The organism is Streptomyces vulcanius, from assembly GCF_042653945.1.
GTDB lineage: Bacteria > Actinomycetota > Actinomycetes > Streptomycetales > Streptomycetaceae > Streptomyces > Streptomyces mangrovi.
The window spans coordinates 372666-390419 of sequence record NZ_JBHSFK010000004.1 but is presented as its reverse complement, the minus strand read 5'-3'; the positions used below and the strand labels follow the sequence as shown (position 1 = coordinate 390419).

14 protein-coding genes and 2 pseudogenes are annotated in these 17754 nt (G+C 69.5%); 14 read left to right on the top strand and 2 right to left on the bottom strand.

Going from position 1 to position 17754, the window contains the following annotated elements; translation table 11 throughout:
* Nucleotides 1–108 precede the first annotated feature (108 nt).
* A complete protein-coding gene (locus ACFPIH_RS08695) occupies nucleotides 109–1035 on the top strand; it encodes an SDR family NAD(P)-dependent oxidoreductase (RefSeq protein WP_381169900.1) in 927 nt (308 codons plus the stop codon).
* Nucleotides 1036–1045: 10 nt separating this feature from the next.
* On the opposite strand, the pseudogene ACFPIH_RS08690 reads toward ACFPIH_RS08695, so the two are convergent.
* Nucleotides 1046–1126, bottom strand: a pseudogene (locus ACFPIH_RS08690) (mini-circle protein); the annotation flags it as partial.
* 278 nt (nucleotides 1127–1404) lie between these two features.
* A pseudogene (locus ACFPIH_RS08685) lies at nucleotides 1405–4536 on the bottom strand (Tn3 family transposase).
* Between the two features lie 134 nt (nucleotides 4537–4670).
* Between ACFPIH_RS08685 and ACFPIH_RS08680 the strand changes: the two are divergent.
* From ACFPIH_RS08680 to ACFPIH_RS08620, 13 genes are all read left to right on the top strand, one after another.
* Entirely contained in the window at nucleotides 4671–4844 is a 174-nt protein-coding gene (locus tag ACFPIH_RS08680) for a hypothetical protein (RefSeq protein ID WP_381169898.1), read from the top strand.
* A gap of 78 nt (nucleotides 4845–4922) precedes the next feature.
* On the top strand, nucleotides 4923–6113 hold the full coding sequence (locus ACFPIH_RS08675; protein ID WP_381169896.1) for an NAD(P)/FAD-dependent oxidoreductase: 1191 nt from the start codon (nucleotides 4923–4925) through the stop codon (nucleotides 6111–6113).
* Complete coding sequence (locus tag ACFPIH_RS08670) at nucleotides 6110–6367, top strand: 2Fe-2S iron-sulfur cluster-binding protein (RefSeq protein WP_075028107.1); 258 nt, start codon at nucleotides 6110–6112, stop codon at nucleotides 6365–6367. The genes ACFPIH_RS08675 and ACFPIH_RS08670 overlap by 4 nt, the downstream gene beginning before the upstream one ends.
* Nucleotides 6360–7778, top strand: coding sequence for an FAD/NAD(P)-dependent oxidoreductase (locus tag ACFPIH_RS08665; protein ID WP_381169893.1), 1419 nt, complete (start codon nucleotides 6360–6362; stop codon nucleotides 7776–7778). The genes ACFPIH_RS08670 and ACFPIH_RS08665 overlap by 8 nt, the downstream gene beginning before the upstream one ends.
* Nucleotides 7775–8704 (top strand): dihydrodipicolinate synthase family protein, encoded by a 930-nt coding sequence (locus ACFPIH_RS08660; protein ID WP_381169890.1) that lies wholly within the window; start codon nucleotides 7775–7777, stop codon nucleotides 8702–8704. The genes ACFPIH_RS08665 and ACFPIH_RS08660 overlap by 4 nt, the downstream gene beginning before the upstream one ends.
* A gap of 1 nt (nucleotide 8705) precedes the next feature.
* Nucleotides 8706–9707: a proline racemase family protein gene (locus ACFPIH_RS08655; RefSeq protein WP_381169887.1), complete on the top strand. Its 1002-nt coding sequence runs from the start codon at nucleotides 8706–8708 to the stop codon at nucleotides 9705–9707.
* A 467-nt stretch (nucleotides 9708–10174) separates the two neighbouring features.
* Entirely contained in the window at nucleotides 10175–10843 is a 669-nt protein-coding gene (locus ACFPIH_RS08650; RefSeq protein ID WP_381169885.1) for a GntR family transcriptional regulator, read from the top strand.
* A gap of 461 nt (nucleotides 10844–11304) precedes the next feature.
* Nucleotides 11305–12864, top strand: a complete 1560-nt coding sequence (locus ACFPIH_RS08645; RefSeq protein ID WP_381169882.1) for an ABC transporter substrate-binding protein — start codon at nucleotides 11305–11307, stop codon at nucleotides 12862–12864.
* Nucleotide 12865: 1 nt separating this feature from the next.
* Nucleotides 12866–13822, top strand: coding sequence for an ABC transporter permease (locus ACFPIH_RS08640; RefSeq protein ID WP_381169880.1), 957 nt, complete (start codon nucleotides 12866–12868; stop codon nucleotides 13820–13822).
* The gene (locus ACFPIH_RS08635; protein WP_381169878.1) at nucleotides 13819–14817 is read left to right on the top strand and encodes an ABC transporter permease; all 999 of its coding nucleotides are present in this window, start codon (nucleotides 13819–13821) and stop codon (nucleotides 14815–14817) included. The genes ACFPIH_RS08640 and ACFPIH_RS08635 overlap by 4 nt, the downstream gene beginning before the upstream one ends.
* Complete coding sequence (locus ACFPIH_RS08630) at nucleotides 14814–15629, top strand: ABC transporter ATP-binding protein (protein ID WP_381169876.1); 816 nt, start codon at nucleotides 14814–14816, stop codon at nucleotides 15627–15629. Before ACFPIH_RS08635 ends, ACFPIH_RS08630 begins: the two co-directional genes overlap by 4 nt.
* Nucleotides 15626–16468 (top strand): ATP-binding cassette domain-containing protein, encoded by an 843-nt coding sequence (locus ACFPIH_RS08625; RefSeq protein ID WP_381169874.1) that lies wholly within the window; start codon nucleotides 15626–15628, stop codon nucleotides 16466–16468. Before ACFPIH_RS08630 ends, ACFPIH_RS08625 begins: the two co-directional genes overlap by 4 nt.
* Nucleotides 16465–17754, top strand: a complete 1290-nt coding sequence (locus ACFPIH_RS08620) for an alpha/beta fold hydrolase (RefSeq protein WP_381169872.1) — start codon at nucleotides 16465–16467, stop codon at nucleotides 17752–17754. Before ACFPIH_RS08625 ends, ACFPIH_RS08620 begins: the two co-directional genes overlap by 4 nt.

The following is a 17754-nucleotide window of genomic DNA, read 5'->3' as shown; positions in this document are numbered from 1 at the left end:
GACGAAGTCTCCCTGATCATCGAACACTCCGTCAGTGTCGATGGCGGCGGAGAACGCATACGTCGACGCACACCAGCACTCGCACGATCTCACCCAGGAGACCGACACATGACCGCAGCGAACCGAACCCTGATCATGACCGGGGCCACTCGGGGGATCGGCCTGGAAGCCGCGCGAGACGTCCTCGGACGCAGCCCCGATACCCACCTTGTGGTTCTTGGACGAGGCTCCTCTGCCGCCGAGGTGCTACCGAGCCTGCGGGAAATCTCTCCGCACGTCTCGACCGTCGACATCGATCTGTCGAGCAAGGCGAGCGTCTCCGCTGCCGGCGCGCAGCTGGAAGACCTTCTTGATTCTGGCGAGTTGCCTCCGCTGCGGGGCCTCGTCTTCAACGCGGGTGTCCACCTCTCCAACGCGTTGCAGACCACGGTCGACGGATACGAGAGGACCTTTGCCGTGAACGTCATGTCAACCCACCAGCTTCTCAGGCAACTACACCCCCATGTTCAGGCGCCGGCACGCATCGTCGTCACGGTCAGCGACGCCCACTTCGGTGATTTGCGGCACACCGGGGGGACCATGCCCGCACCCCGTTGGGCCATCCCGGAGATCTCCCGACCCGGAGCATTCGACCGTTCCGGGAATGTCCGAGCCGGCCGTCGTGCTTACGTGACGAGCAAACTCGGCGGCGTTCACCTGGTCCACGAATGGGCCCGACGATTGCCCGATGGCATCGACATCGTCTCTTACAACCCCAGCCTCGTGGTCGGAACCGGGCTCGCACGCGAAACCGGCGGAGCCCTTCCCTTCCTGATGAGCAGAATCATCCCGCTGCTCACGGTCACACCCCTCGTGGATACCCCGGTCCCCGCGGGCAAGAAACTCGCCGACGCCATCCTCAGCGTCATCCCTGCCGCGACCGGTGCCTACATCCACCGGAAGAAGGCCGCGGCGTCATCCACCGAGTCCTACGACACCGACCGCGAACGCGCCCTCTGGAATTGGCTGGAACAGGTCCCACGGACAACCAGCTGAAGGTGCCAAGAGTGCCACGGGTGTAATCCAGAAAGGTGGCCAGCTGAGTACGCTCGTCCCACGCCGGGGGTGTATCAGTTCGTTGTGTCATCGCGGGTGAGGTTCCCAGCGCTCACCGTCCCCCCCCGGGGGCGCTGGACGACTTCTTCGACCGCTTCGAGGCCCCGGCCCCCGACGAGGACGCGATCAGCGCCGGCGAACTGGACGGGGCACTGTCGGTGCGGTGATCAGCTCACCCACTCGTAGCCGTCCTCCTCGTCCCACCCGGCTCCCTGGTCATCGCCGCTGAGCAGGTCGTTGATCTCGTCCTCGGTGAGCTCGACGTCGTCCATGGCCCTCATGATGCCGAAACCGCCCCACATGCCGGACTCACTCGTCCTGGCCGTCGTCATCGTCGTCGAGATCGACGGCCTCCGGATCGCGCAGCGGGCGCAGGCCGTCGACCGGCTGGGAGGCGGTGAAGCTGTAGCGGCCCAGGACATTCAGATTCTTGTGCTTGAGAGGGGACAGCCGCGCCACGTCCTCGTCGCGGATCTCATGCCCCTCGGCGCGGAGCTGGGCGACGGCGGCGTCGATGTACCTCGTCGTCCAGAGCACCACGGCATTCAGAACGAGACCCAGCGAGCCCAACTGATCTTCCATCCCGTCCCGGTATGCCTGGTGGATGGTGCCCTTCTTGCCGTGGCAGATCTCGCGGGCCAGCTTGTGCCGGGACTCCTGAACGGTGAGCTGCTTGTGCATCTGGCGCCGGTAGGTGTCGTCCATGGGGTCGACGACGGCGAGCAGGTGCTGGGTCTTGGCGATCCGCCCGTACTCGGCGAACGCCTGCCCCAGCGGGGTCGGGTGGCCCTCACGCCCGAACATCCGCAGCAGGTCGTACGCCCTCGCTTGGTTGGTGACCAGGGAGCCGGCCACCCGCAGCATGTCCGGCCAGTGCGTGATCACCTTCTTCACGTTCACCTTGTTGCGGGCGATGGCCTCCAGCGGCCCGTACCCGCCGGTGTTCTCGGCGCCGGGCATCTGGGCCTTCCAGAACCGCTGGTCTTGAAGGTTCTTGAACCGCGGGGAGAACCGGTAGCCGAGCATCTTGAAGATGCCGAACACCATGTCGGAGTACGAGGCGTTGTCGGTGGCGACCATCTCCGGCTTCACCCCGCCGTCCAGGTTCAGCAGCGCGTCCAGGATGAACAGGGAGTCACGCGGCGTGCCGGGCACCACCATCTGCCCGATACCGATCACCTGGTCATTGATCGCGTTCAGCCACGTGGTGCCCTTCTTCTTCGCGAAGTACTTCGGCGAGGGTGCGGCGTTGATCGTCCGCGTGGGCACGACGAAGCGCAGGCCGTCGACCGAGGCCAGCAGGCCCTTGGCCCCAGAACTGCACGATCGGCACCCGCCCCTGGGCCTCAATGAGGGCAGCGTTGGCCATAGCGATGGTGTCGCTGCGCAGGTAGTACTGGTCGGCGTGGACCAGCCGGGACCGGGTCAGTGCCTCGTAGCCCGGGTTGATGACCGGCGTCATGCCGATGTTGCACGCCTCCGAGACCAGCAGCGCGACCATCGACGTCGTCAGGTCCTTCATGCGCGTCTTGCCGTCGCCCAGGTGCACGAAGGCGTCCAGGAACCCGGTCCAGCCGTGCACCTCGAACAACAGGTCCGGCAGGTCGATCTTCGGAAGCATCTTCTCGACGCGCTCGCGCAGCCACTTCAGCGACTTCGGCTCACCGAGCGCGTGGAGCTTCTCCACGTTCAACTTCGCCCGCCCGTTCGGCTGCACCTCGATGCTGATCTTCGCGTCCGGGCCGGCCTCCTCCAGCCGCTCAGCCATCTGCTTCCACGTCGCGTCCAGCTCATCGACCAGTTCCCGAAGGTGCCGCTCCGCGTCCTCGTCCAGGCTCAGGCCCGCCAGGACGTCCTCGCGCACCGCCTCCCACCCCTTGCCCGCCAGCAGGCGGGCGCGCGGGTCGGACCACCGGTGCGAGGGAGAGGCGAAGACGTCACGGCGCCTGAGCGCCCCGAAGAGCTGTTCCAGCACGCACACCACGTACGCATCACGGTCCACCGCCCCCTGCGGCAGGTCCGTGTTCGCGTACACCGCCTTGCGCCAATACGACGGAACCAGCTTCTCGTCGACCTCACGCGGCAGCAGTGGCTTCTCGACCACCTTCCTCCGCGCCAGCGCCGGGAGCCGCTGCACCCCGGTCAGAATCCGCCTGCCGGCAGGCGCAGCGTCCAGCGCCTTCGACTCACCCAGCAAGGACAGGAACGGCTTGACCGTGTTGTAGCGCAGCGCCAGCGCGCTCCGCAGCGCGGTCTCGGCCGTGTTGTCGTCCTCCGGCACCAGGCTCACCACCGCGACCGCCGCACTGGACAGCGCGGCCCGCGGTGCGACCTCCTCCAGCGCCGCCCACAGAGCGGCCACGCCGACATCACAGCCGGTCTGCTCGATGAGCTCCTCGATGAACACCGCCGCCGCCCTCGCCACCAGCCGCGACGCCTTCTCCAACTGCGGCAGGGTCGACAGGCGCTGCTTGTCCGTGGACCGCTTCGCGGCACTGATCAACCGGGTGGCCATCAGGATCTCGAACAGGTCCAGGGCGTCGTCGATCGCCTTGGCCTCCAGGTGGCGCATCACCGCGGTGAGCATCGCCGTGCGCTTGGGCTCCGAGGACCTCTCCAGCTTCGCCGCCTTCGTGCCCAGCCCATACCGGGCCAGCGCGGACAGCCGGTTCGGCGGAATCTTGTCCAGCTTCACCCGCCCCAGCTGGAAGGCGGCGATGTCCTCGACCCGCTGCAAAGCGCCCTTCATCGCGGTGCCCGTGGTCCTCGTTGGCGGCCGGCGCCTCCGCTCCAGCTCCGAATACCGCTTGCCCTCCGGCGTCTTCAGCGTGGCCACCAGGTCCCCGGGCAGCGCCGCGTCCGCCCGCCGGACCTCCTTGGCGACCGTGGCGTGCAGCCGTTCCTCCGCGATTCTGCAGACCTCGGCGACCTCCCGGGCCAGCACGCTCACCCCAGGCAGCAGCACGCGGTTGCGGCGCAGCCAGCCCACCGAATGATCGAACAGGGCCTTCGGCCCCTCGGCGTGCGCCGTCCATGCCCGCCCGTGCAGGAACGACCGGAACTTCCGGGCCCTGACCGTGGTCCTCGTACTTGGTAGTAGCCGTACGCCTCGCGTATCTCCCACGCGTGCTCGTACGCCGTCATCTGCCGCTCGGTGTACCGCTTGATCTGGGAGGTATCCTCGATCTCCAACTGCGCGGCCAGGTGCTCCACCACCGGCCACGGCACGGCTAAGGGGTCCTCCAGGAACAGCCCGATGTACCTCACCGTGCACATCTGGAGAGCGAAGCCGAGGCGATTTTGGTCACCACGCCGCTTCGCGATCAACTTCCGGTCCTCGTCATCGAGGAAGAAGAACCGTTCCAGCTCAGGTCTCGTCGGCTCATCCGCGAACGATCCGAACGCGGTGGCCTGCTCATCAGTCAAAAATTCCACGGGCATATCGCGGACGTAACCAGCCGCGGCGAGCGAACGTGGATCTTCTGCCGAACACCCCCGACGAGCCGATCGTGTGTGCTAAATGACCAAGATCAAGTGCTTAGCGCTAGTGGCTGTTCCGTTGGTCCCCAAGGCCGGTGGCCGCCGGACACCGACGGCTCAGCACAGCCACGCGCTGGTGGCCGCAGATCTCCGCCGACGGCGTCGCCCTCGGAACCGACGGCGACTTCGTCGAACTCACCACCATCCCCTGCTGCACGTGGGCCAACCGGCAGGACGGCAGCATGCGCCTCCGGCTGCCCACTTCCTGAGTCCTCCCTGCCCGGCGCCCCTTCCTCAGCCGGTGGAGGGAGCCCCTATCGCTACGGGACATGTGACATAGTACTGTCGTGTCCACTCCTCTTAGGGTCGTCGTCGTGGGCGCCGGCATCGTCGGCGCGGCGACAGCCCGTGCCCTGGTCCGTGCCGGCTGCGACGTGACCGTTGTCGACCGTGGCCCTACGGCCGGGGGCACCTCTGCCGGCGGTGAGGGCAATCTGCTCGTCTCCGACAAGGAACCCGGTTCCGAGCTGCGCCTGGCGCAGCGTTCGCTCGCCGCCTGGGCGCGGATCGAGGACGAGCTGCGCGAGGAGCTCCCCGCCGGATTTCCCGGCCTCGAACTGGAACGCAAGGGCGGCCTGGTGGTCGCCACGACCGAGGCCGGCGCGAAGGCTCTGCGGACGTTCGCAGACACCCAGCGGCGTGCCGGAGTGCTGGCCGAGACGGTGGACGACGCCCGGGCTCATGAGCTTGAGCCCGACCTGACACCGCACAGCACCGCCGCGGTGTTCTACCCCGAGGACCTGCAGGTGCAGCCGGTGGCCGCAACCGAGGCGCTGCTGGCCGCGGCCCGACGCCACGGCGCGCGCGTACACCAGGGCGTCGAGGTGACGGGGCCGGTGCTGTCGGCGGGCCGGCTTGTCGGCGTACAGGTCGTTTCCGGAACCCTGCCCGCCGACGCCGTCGTGATCGCCGCCGGACCCTGGTCCGGCCTGGTCGCCGAGCGGCTCGGCGTTCCTCTCCCGGTGCGTCCGCGTCGTGGCACGGTGCTGGTCACCTCGCGGATGCCGGTCCGGGTACGGCACAAGGTGTACGACGCCGACTACGTGGGCGCGGTCGGCTCGGGCTCGGCCGACCTGCAGGTCTCCAGCGTGGTCGAGTCGACCGCCGGCGGGACCGTCCTGATCGGCTCCTCCCGGGAACGACGCGGCTTCGACGAGCGGATCGAGGCTCGGGTGCTCGCCGCGCTGGCCGCCAAGGCGCTTCTGCTGTTCCCCTTCTTGGCCGACGCGCAGGCGATGCGCGCGTACGGAGGGTTCCGGCCGTTCGTCCCCGACCACCTGCCGGTGATCGGTGCGGACCCGCGGCTGCCCGGTCTGTGGCATGCGACCGGGCACGAGGGCGCCGGGATCGGCCTGAGTCTGGCCACCGCCGAGCTGCTGCGCGACCAACTCCTGGACGGTGCCGCCGATCCGCTGGCTGCCGAGTTCCGCCTGGACCGTCCCACCCTGCTGCCGCACCTCGAAGGGGCCGCTCGATGACGGGGATACATATCGAAGTCGATGGTGACCGGATCGCCGGCCTGGCCGGGCAGAGCATCGCCGGGCTGCTGCTGGCTGACGGGCGGGTGGCCTGGCGGCGTACGCGCACCGGCCGCCCCCGTGGTGTCTTCTGCGGGATCGGCGCCTGCTTCGACTGCCTGGTGACCGTCAACGGCCTGCGCGACGTGCGGGCCTGCCAGCGGCGGGCCGCGGATGGCGACAAGGTCGACCTGCAGGAGGACGATCGTGACTGAGGTGCTCGTCGTGGGCGGCGGACCGGCCGGGATGGCCGCGGCGCTTGCCGCTCGCCGCCACCGCGCCCGTGTCGTGCTGCTCGAAGCCGGCGACGACGTCGGCGGGCAGTACTGGCGGCATCTGCCGGGCGGGCGTGCCGACACGAGCGAGCGGCTGTGGCATCACGGCTGGGACCGCTTCGTCGCGATGCGCGACGAACTGCTGCGCGACGAAGGCTGCGAGGTCGTGACCGGCGCGCACGTCTGGTCGGTCGACCGGCGTGACGGCGCCCCGCCGCTGGTGCACGTGTTCGTCGGCGCGCCGGACGGGCAGGGGCGCGAGCCACGTACCTTCGATCCGGCGGCCCTGGTGCTCGCGACCGGGGCGCACGAGCGCACCCTGCCGTTCCCCGGCTGGGACCTGCCCGGGGTCTACACCGCCGGGGCGGCGCAGGCGCTGGCCAAGGGCGAGCGGGTGGCCGTCGGCCGCCGCGTCCTGGTGGCCGGTGCCGGGCCGTTCCTGCTGCCCGTGGTCTCCAGCCTGCTGCGGATCGGCGTCGAGGTCGCGGGTGTGGTCGAGGCGGCCGGCCCGGCGCAGCTCGCCGGAGGCTGGGCAACCCGGCCGTGGCAACTGCTCGCGGCTCGACGCAAGGCCGGTGAGCTGGCCGGGTACGTCCGCCAGTTGGCCGCCCGCCGCATTCCGTACCGGACCGGGGCGGCAGTCGTCGCGGCGCACGGCCTCGATCGCGTGGAGGCGGTTACCGTGGCGCGCCTGACCCGGGACTGGACGCCGATCCCCGGCACCGGACGACGGATCGAGGTCGACGCCGTCTGCGTGAGTCATGGCTTCGTCCCGCGCACCGAGCTCGCCACGGCGGCCGGCTGCGCGGTGGACGAGGACGGCGCGGTCACCGTCGACGAGCGGCAGCGTACGTCGGTGCCCGGGGTTCTGACCGCCGGAGAGCTGACCGGCATCGGCGGCGTCGACCTGGCCCTGGCAGAGGGCGAGATCGCCGGGACCGTCGCCGCCGGGGGTGTGCCCGCACCAGGCGCGGTCCGCGACCGGGCGGTCTTCCGGAATTTCGCCGCGCGGCTCGCCGCCGCGCATGGCATCCGCCCTGGCTGGCGCGCCTGGGTGGACGACGACACCGTGGTCTGCCGCTGCGAGGACGTCACCGTGGGTGCCCTGCGCCAGGCCGCGGAACTGACCGGATCCCGCGGGCTGCGCTCGCTCAAACTGACCACCCGGGCCGGCCTGGGCCTGTGCCAGGGCCGCACCTGCGGCCGCACGGTCGAGGAGATGCTCACCGGTTCGAACGGGCCTGGCCTGCTCGATCCGGGCCGTACCGCCCACCGACCGATCGCGATCCCCGTACGCCTGGGCGAGCTCGCCGCTTCGACCAGGACCAGCAACCGAGAGGACGTCCCATGAGTTCCGCACCGACCGACCTGCGCGGGGTGATCGTCGCCACCGCGCTGCCCTTCAAGGAGAACCCCTCAGCCCCCTCCGGGCTGGAGGTCGACTACGACCGTTACGCGGAGCACTGCGACTGGCTCATCAGCGAGGGCTGCCACGGCGTCGGTCCGAATGGATCGCTCGGCGAGTACTCCGCGCTGACCGACATGGAGCGTCGCAAGGTCGTCCAGGTTGCTGTCGAGGCGGTCGGCGGGCGCGGCGTCGTGGTCGCCGGGGTGCACGGGCCCGGCTGGCATCAGGCCCGGCACTGGGCCGAACTGGCCGCCGAGGACGGCGCCGACGGCGTGCTGGCGCTGCCGCCGACGATGTACCGGGCCAGCCGCGAGCAGGTCGTCGAGCACTACACGAAGATCGACGAGGTCGGGCTGCCGATCATGATCTACAACAACCCGATCGACACCAAGGTCGACCTCGTCCCCGACCTGGTGGCCGAGATCGCCCAGCTGCCCAACGTGACCGCGATCAAGGAATTCAGCGGGGACGTGCGCCGGATGTTCGAGATCGCCGAGCGGTGCGACATCGACGTCGTGGCCGGTGCCGACGACGTGCTGTTCGAGCTGATGGCCGACGGGGCGGTCGGCTGGTTCGCCGGCTTCCCCAACACCTTCCCGGCCGAGTCGGTGGCGATCTACGACCACATGCTGGCCGGGCGCTTCGAGCAGGCCCGGGAGCTCTACAAGCACCTCGTCGCGGTGTTCCGGTGGGACTCGCGCACCGAGTTCGTGCAGGCCATCAAGCTCTGCATGGAGATGGTCGGCCGGTACGGCGGCCCGTGCCGCCCGCCGCGCGGCCCGCTCTCCGCCGAGCACGACGCCCAGGTGCGCGCCGACATGGGACGGGCCATCGCCGCGCTCGAGGCGCGCCGCGCCGTGGCGGTCTGAGATGCGCACGTCGCGGCTGTTCTCCGCTGTCGACTCGCACACCGAGGGCATGCCGACCCGGGTCGTGACCGGTGGTGTCGGGGTGATCCCCGGCGCCACCATGAACGAGCGGCGGCTGTACTTCGTCGAGCACCTCGACCACGTACGGCGACTGCTGGTGAACGAGCCGCGAGGCCATTCGGCGATGAGCGGCGCCATTCTGCAGCCGCCGACCCGCCCCGACGCGGATTTCGGCGTGCTGTACATCGAGGTGTCCGGGTGCCTGCCGATGTGCGGGCACGGCACGATCGGGGTGGCCACGGTGCTGGTCGAGACCGGGATGGTCGAGGTCGTCGAGCCGGTGACCAGCATCCGGCTGGACACCCCGGCCGGGCTGGTGGTGGCCAACGTCGCGGTCAAGGACGGACACGCCGAGAGCGTCACGCTGGAGAACGTGCCCGCGTACTGCGACCGGCTCGACGAGACCATAGAGGTGCCCAGCCTCGGCGCGGTCAGGTACAGCCTGGCGTTCGGCGGGAACTTCTACGCCATGGTGGACCTCGACGACGTGAGGCTGCCGTTCGACCGCGCACGCAAGGACGAGATTCTGAGCGCCGGGCTGGCGATCATGGACGCGATCAACACGTCGGCGCCGCCCAAACACCCGCGGATCGACGGTGTCGACCATTGCCACCACGTGGAGTTCATCGCGCCCGGCTCGGACGCCGCGCACTCGCGGCACGCCATGGCCATCCACCCGGGATGGTTCGACCGATCACCCTGCGGAACCGGCACGTCGGCGCGGATGGCCGAGCTGCACGCACGCGGCGAGCTGGCGTTGCACCAGGACTTCGTCAACGAGTCGTTCATCGGCAGCCGGTTCACCGGCCGGCTGGTGGGAGAGACCACGGTCGGCGGCCTGCCCGCGGTGCTGCCGACCATCACCGGCCGGGCCTGGGTGACCGGGATCGGCCAGTACATGCTGGACCCGACCGATCCCTACCCGGCCGGTTTCGAGTTCTGAGGGGGAAGGGCGGACGGTCGCGCGGCTCCGAGCCGCCGGGCCGCGCTCGGGTGAGGTCGTGCTGGTCCACGTCGAGTCCGCCGACCCGGACCGGATCATGGGCCCCCGGCCGGGGTTACGGCGCACGACCGTTCCGGTCGGGCCGGTGCCGGTCTTCGCGGTGGGCAGCGTCCCGTTCGCGTTCGGCGTGGCTCGGCGTGCTCGGCGGGACACGGTCTCGGCTTCGGCCTCGGGCTTCCCGTGGTGGTCAAGGCGTAGCATCCCGGACTGTCCCGGCCTACCGCCGAGATCGCACCAAGACGCTGGGCGTCGACGACGCTTTCGCCCTCCGACGGCCGGAGACACATCGGGGCACACCACCGTCGATGTCACCCCCGCACCTGCGAAGACCGGCGAGTGCGATACTCAGCACTGCGTCCCCGACGATTGGCGGGATGTGACACTTTAGTCGTGGGAGGACGGCGCGGATGAGTTCATCAACCATCGGCCCGGTGTCGGCGCGGGCGAGCCTGCGCGGCACAGTGGAGGACGCGGTGGCCGCGGCCATCGTCTCGGGCGAACTGGCCCCGGGTGCCCTGGTCACCGCGCCGACGCTGGCCACACGTTTCGGGATCTCTGCCACCCCGGTCCGCGAGGCGCTGCTCAACCTGCAGGAACGCGGATTCGTCGACGTGGTGCGCAACAAGGGCTTCCGGATCACCGAGGTCAGCGAGCAGGACCTCTGGGAGATCGTGCGGCTGCGCCAGCTGCTGGAGGCCCCGCCGATGCGGGAGATCGCGCGGGCGCTGCAACCGGAGGCCATCGCCGACCTGCGGAGCAGGGCCCAGGCGATCGTCGACTCGGCTGCCGCGGCCGATCTGGCGGCCTACCTCGCCGCCGACATGGCCTTTCACCTGCGGCTGCTGGAGCTGCACGGCAACCGCCGGCTGGTCGCGATGGTGAAGGATCTGCGGCAGCAGACCCGCATGGTGGGCCTGGCCGACATGATCGGTTCAGCCGAGCTGGCCCGTTCGGCCGCCGAGCACCACAGCCTGGTGGACCTGCTGGAGGCGCGTGACGGGCGGGGTGCGGAAACGCTGCTCACCGCCCACATCGGACACGTGCTCGGGTGGTGGAACGGCCGCTCGGAGGACTGAGACACCGATGTGAAGAGCCCGCCCGGCCGAGCCGGGCGGGCTCTCTGCGCATGCCCGCGAACTGGAATTTCGGCGCGGTAAATTCTCGCAGGAACCCTTCTCCTGAGAGGTGTCACATATTACTGTCTCCTCAAGTGATCGGGATCGCAGTGACCCCGATCACTCCGTGGGACCGGTTTGTGGCTGCTCTGCCCGCCGGCCTACCGGACTCGCAGCGCATCTGCCCACTGTTTCCGCACAAAGTCGTTGGTCCGCCGGCCCGTCACCCGTCCCGCTCATCCGGACGGCCGGGCTGCCCGCACCCGACCGGAAGGTAGGACCCCTTGAGGAGAACCTCGTCTTCAGCGGCGCTCGCTGGACTGGCGGCCGGCGCACTGGCCCTTACGGCATGCACCGGTGGCGGCTCCTCACCCGCAGCCACCGGCGGAGGGGGCGGCGGGGCTGCGGTCAAGGGCGGGACCGTGCAGGTCCTGCAGTCGGCCAACTTCTCCTATCTCGACCCGTCCCGCGGCTGGGACGGCGGCGTCAACGCGTTCTACCGCCTGATATACCGTCAGCTGATCACCAAGGCCCCCAACGACGCCAAGGACCCCAACGCGATGGTCCCCGACCTCGCGGAGAGCCTGGGCAAGGTCTCCGACGACGGTCTGATCTGGACCTACAAGCTCAAGGCCGGGATCAAGTTCGACACCGGCGCGCCGATCACGTCCAAGGACGTCAAGTTCGGCATCAGCCGCAGCTGGGACCCGGAGATCGGCATCGGCTCGCCGTACCTGAAGAATCTGATCGATGCCCCGAAGGGCTACCAGGGGCCGTACCGCTCGGGCGAGCTGCCGACGATCGAGACGCCGGACGACCGGACGATCGTCTTCCACCTCAAAGCCCCCTTCCCCGAGTTCGACGCGGCGCTGTCCCAGCCGAGCGGCACCCCGTTCCCGGTCGGCACCGGCGCGGGCGACTCGTTCATCAAAGACGTCGTCGCCTCCGGTCCGTACGACGTGGAAAAATTCGTCCCGGGCAGCCTGATCCAGCTCAAGCGCAACCCGCACTGGGACGCGAAGGGCGACACGGCCCGCAAGGCCTACCCCGACGCGTGGCGCTTCACCATCGGCGTCGAGGGCGCCACCATCGACGAGCGTCTCATCGCCGGCCAGGGTGCCGACATCAACGCGATCTCCGGCAGTGTGCAGACATCCACCATTGCCCGCCTGCAGACGCCGCAGCTCAAGGTACGGACGGTCAAGGCGCCGTCGACCTGTCTCTCGTACCTGGGTCTCAACACGACGAAGAAGCCGCTCAACGATCTGAAGGTGCGCCAGGCCATCAACTACGCGGTGGACAAGAGCTCGGTGCTCAACGCCACCGGCGGCCGGCAGTTCGCGACGATCTCCAACAGCCTTCTGCCGCCGACGGTGTCCGGGCACGTCGACTACGACCCGTATCCGAGCGCGAACAACGCCGGTGACGCGGCCAAGGCCAGGCAACTGCTCACCGAGGCGGGCCATCCGAACGGCTTCACGATGACCCTGGACGTACGCGCGAACGAGACCGAGCAGCGCAAGGGCGAGGCGATTCAGCAGGCGCTCAAGCGGGCCGGTATCAAGGTCGCGCTGAACGTGATCGACGCGTCGACCTACTACGAGACGATCGGCACGCCGTCGCAGCAGCACGACGCGGCGCTCACCGGCTGGTGCCCGGACTGGGCGTCGAGCGCGTCGACGTTCCTGCCGCCGCTGTTCGACGGCAGGCACATCACTCCCAAGGGCAACCAGAACCTCGCCCAGCTCGACGACGACGCCGTCAACGCCGAGATCGACCGGATCGGCGCGATGACCGACCTGGCAGCGGCGAACAGGGCCTGGGGCGAGCTGGACAAGAAGATCATGGCGCTGGCTCCCTTCGTTCCGCTGAACGTCGAGAACCGCATCTACCTGCCGGGCACCAACGTGGCCGGGGTGATCGCGCCCAGCGGCGATGTCGACTACGGGATCATCGGTCTCAAGGACCCGGCGAAGGGCTGACATGACGCTCTCGTCAACCGGTCCGACGGCGCCGGCGGTGTCCGAACCGGGCACCGCCGCCACCACCTCCGACCCTCGTCGGCACGTCGTCCGTGCCCTGCTGCGCGACCCGGTGGCCGTGGCCTGCCTCGGCTACATCGCACTGATCGTCCTCATGGCGGTGTTCGCACCTCTCATCGTCCGGGTCAGCGGCTGGGACCCGTACGAGTTCGACCAGAGCGCCATCGACCCCGACCTCGGCGGCATGCCCGCCGGGTCCTGGGGCGGCATCTCCGGATCGCACTGGCTCGGTGTCGAGCCCGGCAGCGGCCGGGACGTCTTCGCCCGGATCGTGTACGGCGCACGCTCCTCGATGCTCATCGCCTTCGGCGCGACGCTGCTCACCACGGTGCTCGGGATGGTGTTCGGCCTGCTGGCCGGTTACTTCGGCGGCCGGATCGACATGCTGATCTCGCGGGTCATGGAGTTCCTGATGGCGTTTCCCGCGCTCATCTTCATGATCGCCGTGCTGTCCGTGCTGCCCGCGGACGACCGGCAGTACCTGCTGGTCATGGTGATCTCGCTGTTCGGCTGGCCGTACCTGGCCCGGATCGTGCGAGGACAGACCATGTCGCTCAAGGAGCGTGAGTTCGTCGAGGCGGCCCGCGCGTCCGGCGCCTCCCGCACCGCCATCGTGTTCACCGAGATCCTGCCCAACCTGCGCTCGACCATCCTGGTCATGGTGACCATGGCGGTACCCGGTTACATCGGTACCGAGGCCGGGCTGTCCTTCCTCGGCGTCGGCCTGGTGCCGCCCACGCCGTCCTGGGGACAGATGATCTCGAGTTCGGTGAACTGGTACGCGGTGGTCCCCACGTACTTCCTGGTGCCTGGCACCTTCCTGGCACTGCTGGTGCTGTCCTTCATGGTCCTCGGCGACCACATCCGGACCGCCGCCGAGCCGGGAGGCCGCTCATGACCCGCTACGTCGTGCACCGCGTGCTGGGCATGCTGCTGGTGCTGTTCCTGGTCTGCCTGTTCACCTACATCATCTTCTTCGCCCTGTCGCCGGACCCGGCCGTGCAGATCTGCGGCAAGAACTGCACCCCGGAGCGCATCGACCAGATCCGCGCCAACCTCGGCCTGACCGACCCGTTCCTGACCCAGTTCCTGCACTTCCTGCAAGGGCTGTTCCTGGGCCGCGACTACGGCAGCGGCCCGTCCACGGTGCACTGCCCGGCACCCTGCCTCGGCTACTCGTTCCAGACCTCGCAGTTCGTCACCGACATGGTCGTGCAGCGGCTGCCGGTGACCGCGGTGGTCGCCCTCGGCGCGGCCGTGCTCTGGCTGTTCATGGGCGTGCTCGGCGGGCTGCTCAGCGCCGTACGCGAAGGGAGGTTCACCGACCGGTTCATCACCGGGCTCACCCTGGGCGGCATGGCGATCCCGAACTATGTGCTCGCCCTCGCGCTGCAGTACGTGCTCGTGGTGTGGCTGCGGTGGCTGCCGTTCCCGCAAGCCGTGCAGTTCGCCGACGACCCGGGGCAGTGGTTCCTCAACTTCATCATGCCGTGGACGGTGCTGGCGATCGGCTACGCCTCCTCGTACACCCGGCTCACCCGGGCCAACGTCATCGACACCCTGGGCGAGAACTTCGTGCGGACCGCGAGAGCCAAGGGCCTGCGACCCGACCTGGTGTGGCGGCGGCACGCCCTGCGGCCGGCGCTGACCCCGATCGTCACGATCGCGGGCATGGACTTCGCCGGCCTGCTCGGCGGCGCGCTGATCACCGAGACGGTCTTCGGAATCAACGGCGTCGGCAAACTCGCGGCGGACTCCATCACCAAGAACGACCAGCCGGTGATCATGGCGGTGACGTTGCTCGCGGCGTTCTTCGTCGTCGTCGGCAACATGGGCGTCGACCTGGTGTACTCGGCGATCGACCCGCGGGTCAGAGTGGGAGCGGCGTCATGAGCGACCTGCTGCGTGTCCGCGATCTGACCGTCGCCTTCCACGACGTGCCGGTGGTCGACGCCATCGACTTCGCCGTGCCACCCGGCGGCGCGCTGGGCATCGTCGGCGAGTCCGGCTCGGGCAAGTCGATGACCAGCCTCGCGATCATGGGGCTGCTCCCGAAGGGCGCCACCCGCGCCGGCAGCATCGAGTTCGACGGCCGCGAGCTCACCACGCTGAACGAACGCGGGATGCGAGCCGTTCGCGGCGACCGGATCGCGATGGTGTTCCAGGACCCGCTCTCCTCACTGAACCCGTACTACACGGTGGGCACCCAGATCGCCGAGGCCTACCGGTCGCACCGGACCGGCGTCAGCCGCCGAGCGGCCCGCAGTGCGGCGATCGAGGCGATGGAACGCGTGCACATCCGCGACGCGGCCCGCCGCGTCGACGAATACCCGCACCAGTTCTCCGGTGGCATGCGCCAGCGCGTGATGATCGCGATGGCGCTCAGCACCGAGCCCAGCCTGATCATCGCCGATGAGCCGACCACCGCGCTCGACGTCACCGTCCAGGCCCAGATCCTCGACCTGCTTGCCGAGGTACGCCGCGACACCGGTGCCGCGCTCATCCTCATCACCCACGACCTCGCCGTGGTGAGCGAGGTCACCGACACGCTGATCGTCATGCGGCACGGCAAGGTGGTCGAGTCCGGCACCGCCGAGCAGATCTTCTGCGACCCGCGGCATCCGTACACCCGGGCGCTGCTCGACGCGGTCCCACGGATCGACGACGAGATCGGCGAACTGCAGACCCTGGGAGGCGACACATGAGCTCCGAACCCTTGCTGAGGGCCCGGGACCTGGTCAAGGAATTCCCCATCGCGGGTACGGCCGGACTGCTGCGCCCCGCGCGCAGGTTCACCGCCGTCGACACCGTCTCCTTCGATCTGCACGCCGGCAAGACCCTCGCACTGGTGGGGGAGTCCGGGTCGGGCAAGTCGACCACCGCGCGGCTCGCCGCCCGGCTGATCGACGTCACCTCGGGCACCGTCCACCTCGACGGCCACGACATCACCGCCCTGCACGGGCCCGATCTGCTGGAGGTACGCCGCCAGGTACAGGTCGTGTTCCAGGATCCGTTCTCGTCGCTCAACCCCCGGCACACCGTCGAGCGGATCGTCACCGCGCCCCTGCGCTACCAGAAACGGCCGATTCCCGGAGGCACCCGGACCGTCGCCCGCGCGCTCATGGAACGGGTGGGGCTCAACCCCGATCACGTCGGTCGCCATCCCGCGCAGTTCTCCGGCGGGCAGGCACAGCGGATCGGCATCGCCCGCGCGCTCGCCGTGAGCCCGCGCGTGCTCGTCTGCGACGAGGCGGTCTCGGCGCTCGACGTCTCGGTGCAGGCGCAGATCATCAACCTGTTGCGCGAACTGCAGCGCGACGAGGGCTTCGGCTGCCTGTTCATCGCCCACGACCTCGCCGTGGTCCGGCAGATCGCCACCAGCGTCGCGGTGATGACGGCCGGCCGCGTGGTGGAGGCCGGCGAGCGGGACGCGGTCTTCGACGACCCGCGGCACGAGTACACCCGCAAACTGCTGGCCGCCGTACCGCGGATCCGCCCCGAGTGGGACGCGCGCCGACGCAACGGGACCGGCGCCCCCGCATGAACCTGGTGGAGTACCCCCTGCCCGGTGCCTGGGTCCGCGAGTTCACCGTCGCCGCGCCACTGGACTGGTCCGATCCCGGCGGCGAGAGCATCGAACTGTTCGTGCGGGAGTTCACCGACCCGGACCGACGTCACGACGACCTGCCGTTGCTGACCTATCTGCAGGGCGGCCCCGGCGGCGCCAACCCCCGGCCTGCCCCGGTGGGAGGCTGGCTGCCCGAGGCCCTGTCGCACTACCGGGTCGTTCTGGTCGACCAGCGCGGCACCGGGCGCAGCACCCCGGTCGACGGCACCGACATCGCAGGTTTCCCCGACGCCCGTGCGGCCGCGGACCACCTGCTGCACTTCCGGGCCGACTCGATCGTGCGCGACCTCGAACACGTCCGGACCCTGTGTTACGACGGCAAGCGGTGGGCCACCCTCGGGCAGAGCTTCGGCGGGTGGATCACCCTGACCTACTTGTCGCACGCCCCCGAGGCACTGACCGCCTGCTACGTCTGCGGCGGAATCCCCGGCACACCGCCCGATCCGGACGAGGTCTACCGGCGCACGTTCGACCGGGTGGCCGGCAAGACCGCCGACTTCTACCGGCGCTACCCACAGGACGTCGCCGCAGTGGCGGCGATCGCCGACCGGCTCGCCGCCGGTGACATGACGCTGCCCGACGGCTCGCCGCTGTCGGTGCGCCGGTTCCAGACCCTGGGCGGGGACCTCGGCTTCGGAGCCGGCCACCAGCGCCTGCACTGGCTGGTCTCCGAGGCTGTCCGCCGTGACGGCCGACTGGACGGCCAGTTTCTGGAGACGGTGCTGGTCAAGACGTCGAACACGGGGAACCCGCTGTTCTGGACCCTCCAGGAGTCGATTTACGGCGACGGCGCGAACGGTCCCTTCCACTGGTCGGCCCAGCGCGAACGGGACCGGCGGCCGGAGTTCGCCGAGGACCGCCGGCCGCTGCTGTTCACCTCGGAGATGACGTTTCCGTGGATGTTCGAGGAGATCCGGGCACTGCGGCCGTTCGCGCCCGCCATGGCCGAGCTCGCCGAGCAGAGGGTCTGGAGCCCGCTCTACGACCTGGCCCGGCTCGCGGCCAACGACGTCCCGCTGGCCGCCGCCGTGTACGCCGACGACGTGTTCGTCGACGCCGGTCTGCAGCGCGACACCCTGACCCGGGTCGGCAACGCGCAGACCTGGGTGACCAACGAGTACGAACACGACGGCATCGCCGACGGCCGGGTGTTTTGCCGGCTGAGGGAGATGGTCCGCGACCGAGGAGGCGAAAAGCGTTGA

Bases quoted from the DNA above. Each gene is read 5' to 3' on its own strand.
- ACFPIH_RS08695 (WP_381169900.1), top strand. From the start codon at position 109: ATGACCGCAGCGAACCGAACCCTGATCATGACCGGGGCCACTCGGGGG.
- ACFPIH_RS08670 (WP_075028107.1), top strand. From the start codon at position 6,110: ATGACGGGGATACATATCGAAGTCGATGGTGACCGGATCGCCGGCCTG.
- ACFPIH_RS08660 (WP_381169890.1), top strand. From the start codon at position 7,775: ATGAGTTCCGCACCGACCGACCTGCGCGGGGTGATCGTCGCCACCGCG.
- ACFPIH_RS08655 (WP_381169887.1), top strand. From the start codon at position 8,706: ATGCGCACGTCGCGGCTGTTCTCCGCTGTCGACTCGCACACCGAGGGC.
- ACFPIH_RS08650 (WP_381169885.1), top strand. From the start codon at position 10,175: ATGAGTTCATCAACCATCGGCCCGGTGTCGGCGCGGGCGAGCCTGCGC.
- ACFPIH_RS08640 (WP_381169880.1), top strand. From the start codon at position 12,866: ATGACGCTCTCGTCAACCGGTCCGACGGCGCCGGCGGTGTCCGAACCG.
- ACFPIH_RS08635 (WP_381169878.1), top strand. From the start codon at position 13,819: ATGACCCGCTACGTCGTGCACCGCGTGCTGGGCATGCTGCTGGTGCTG.
- ACFPIH_RS08630 (WP_381169876.1), top strand. From the start codon at position 14,814: ATGAGCGACCTGCTGCGTGTCCGCGATCTGACCGTCGCCTTCCACGAC.
- ACFPIH_RS08625 (WP_381169874.1), top strand. From the start codon at position 15,626: ATGAGCTCCGAACCCTTGCTGAGGGCCCGGGACCTGGTCAAGGAATTC.
- ACFPIH_RS08620 (WP_381169872.1), top strand. From the start codon at position 16,465: ATGAACCTGGTGGAGTACCCCCTGCCCGGTGCCTGGGTCCGCGAGTTC.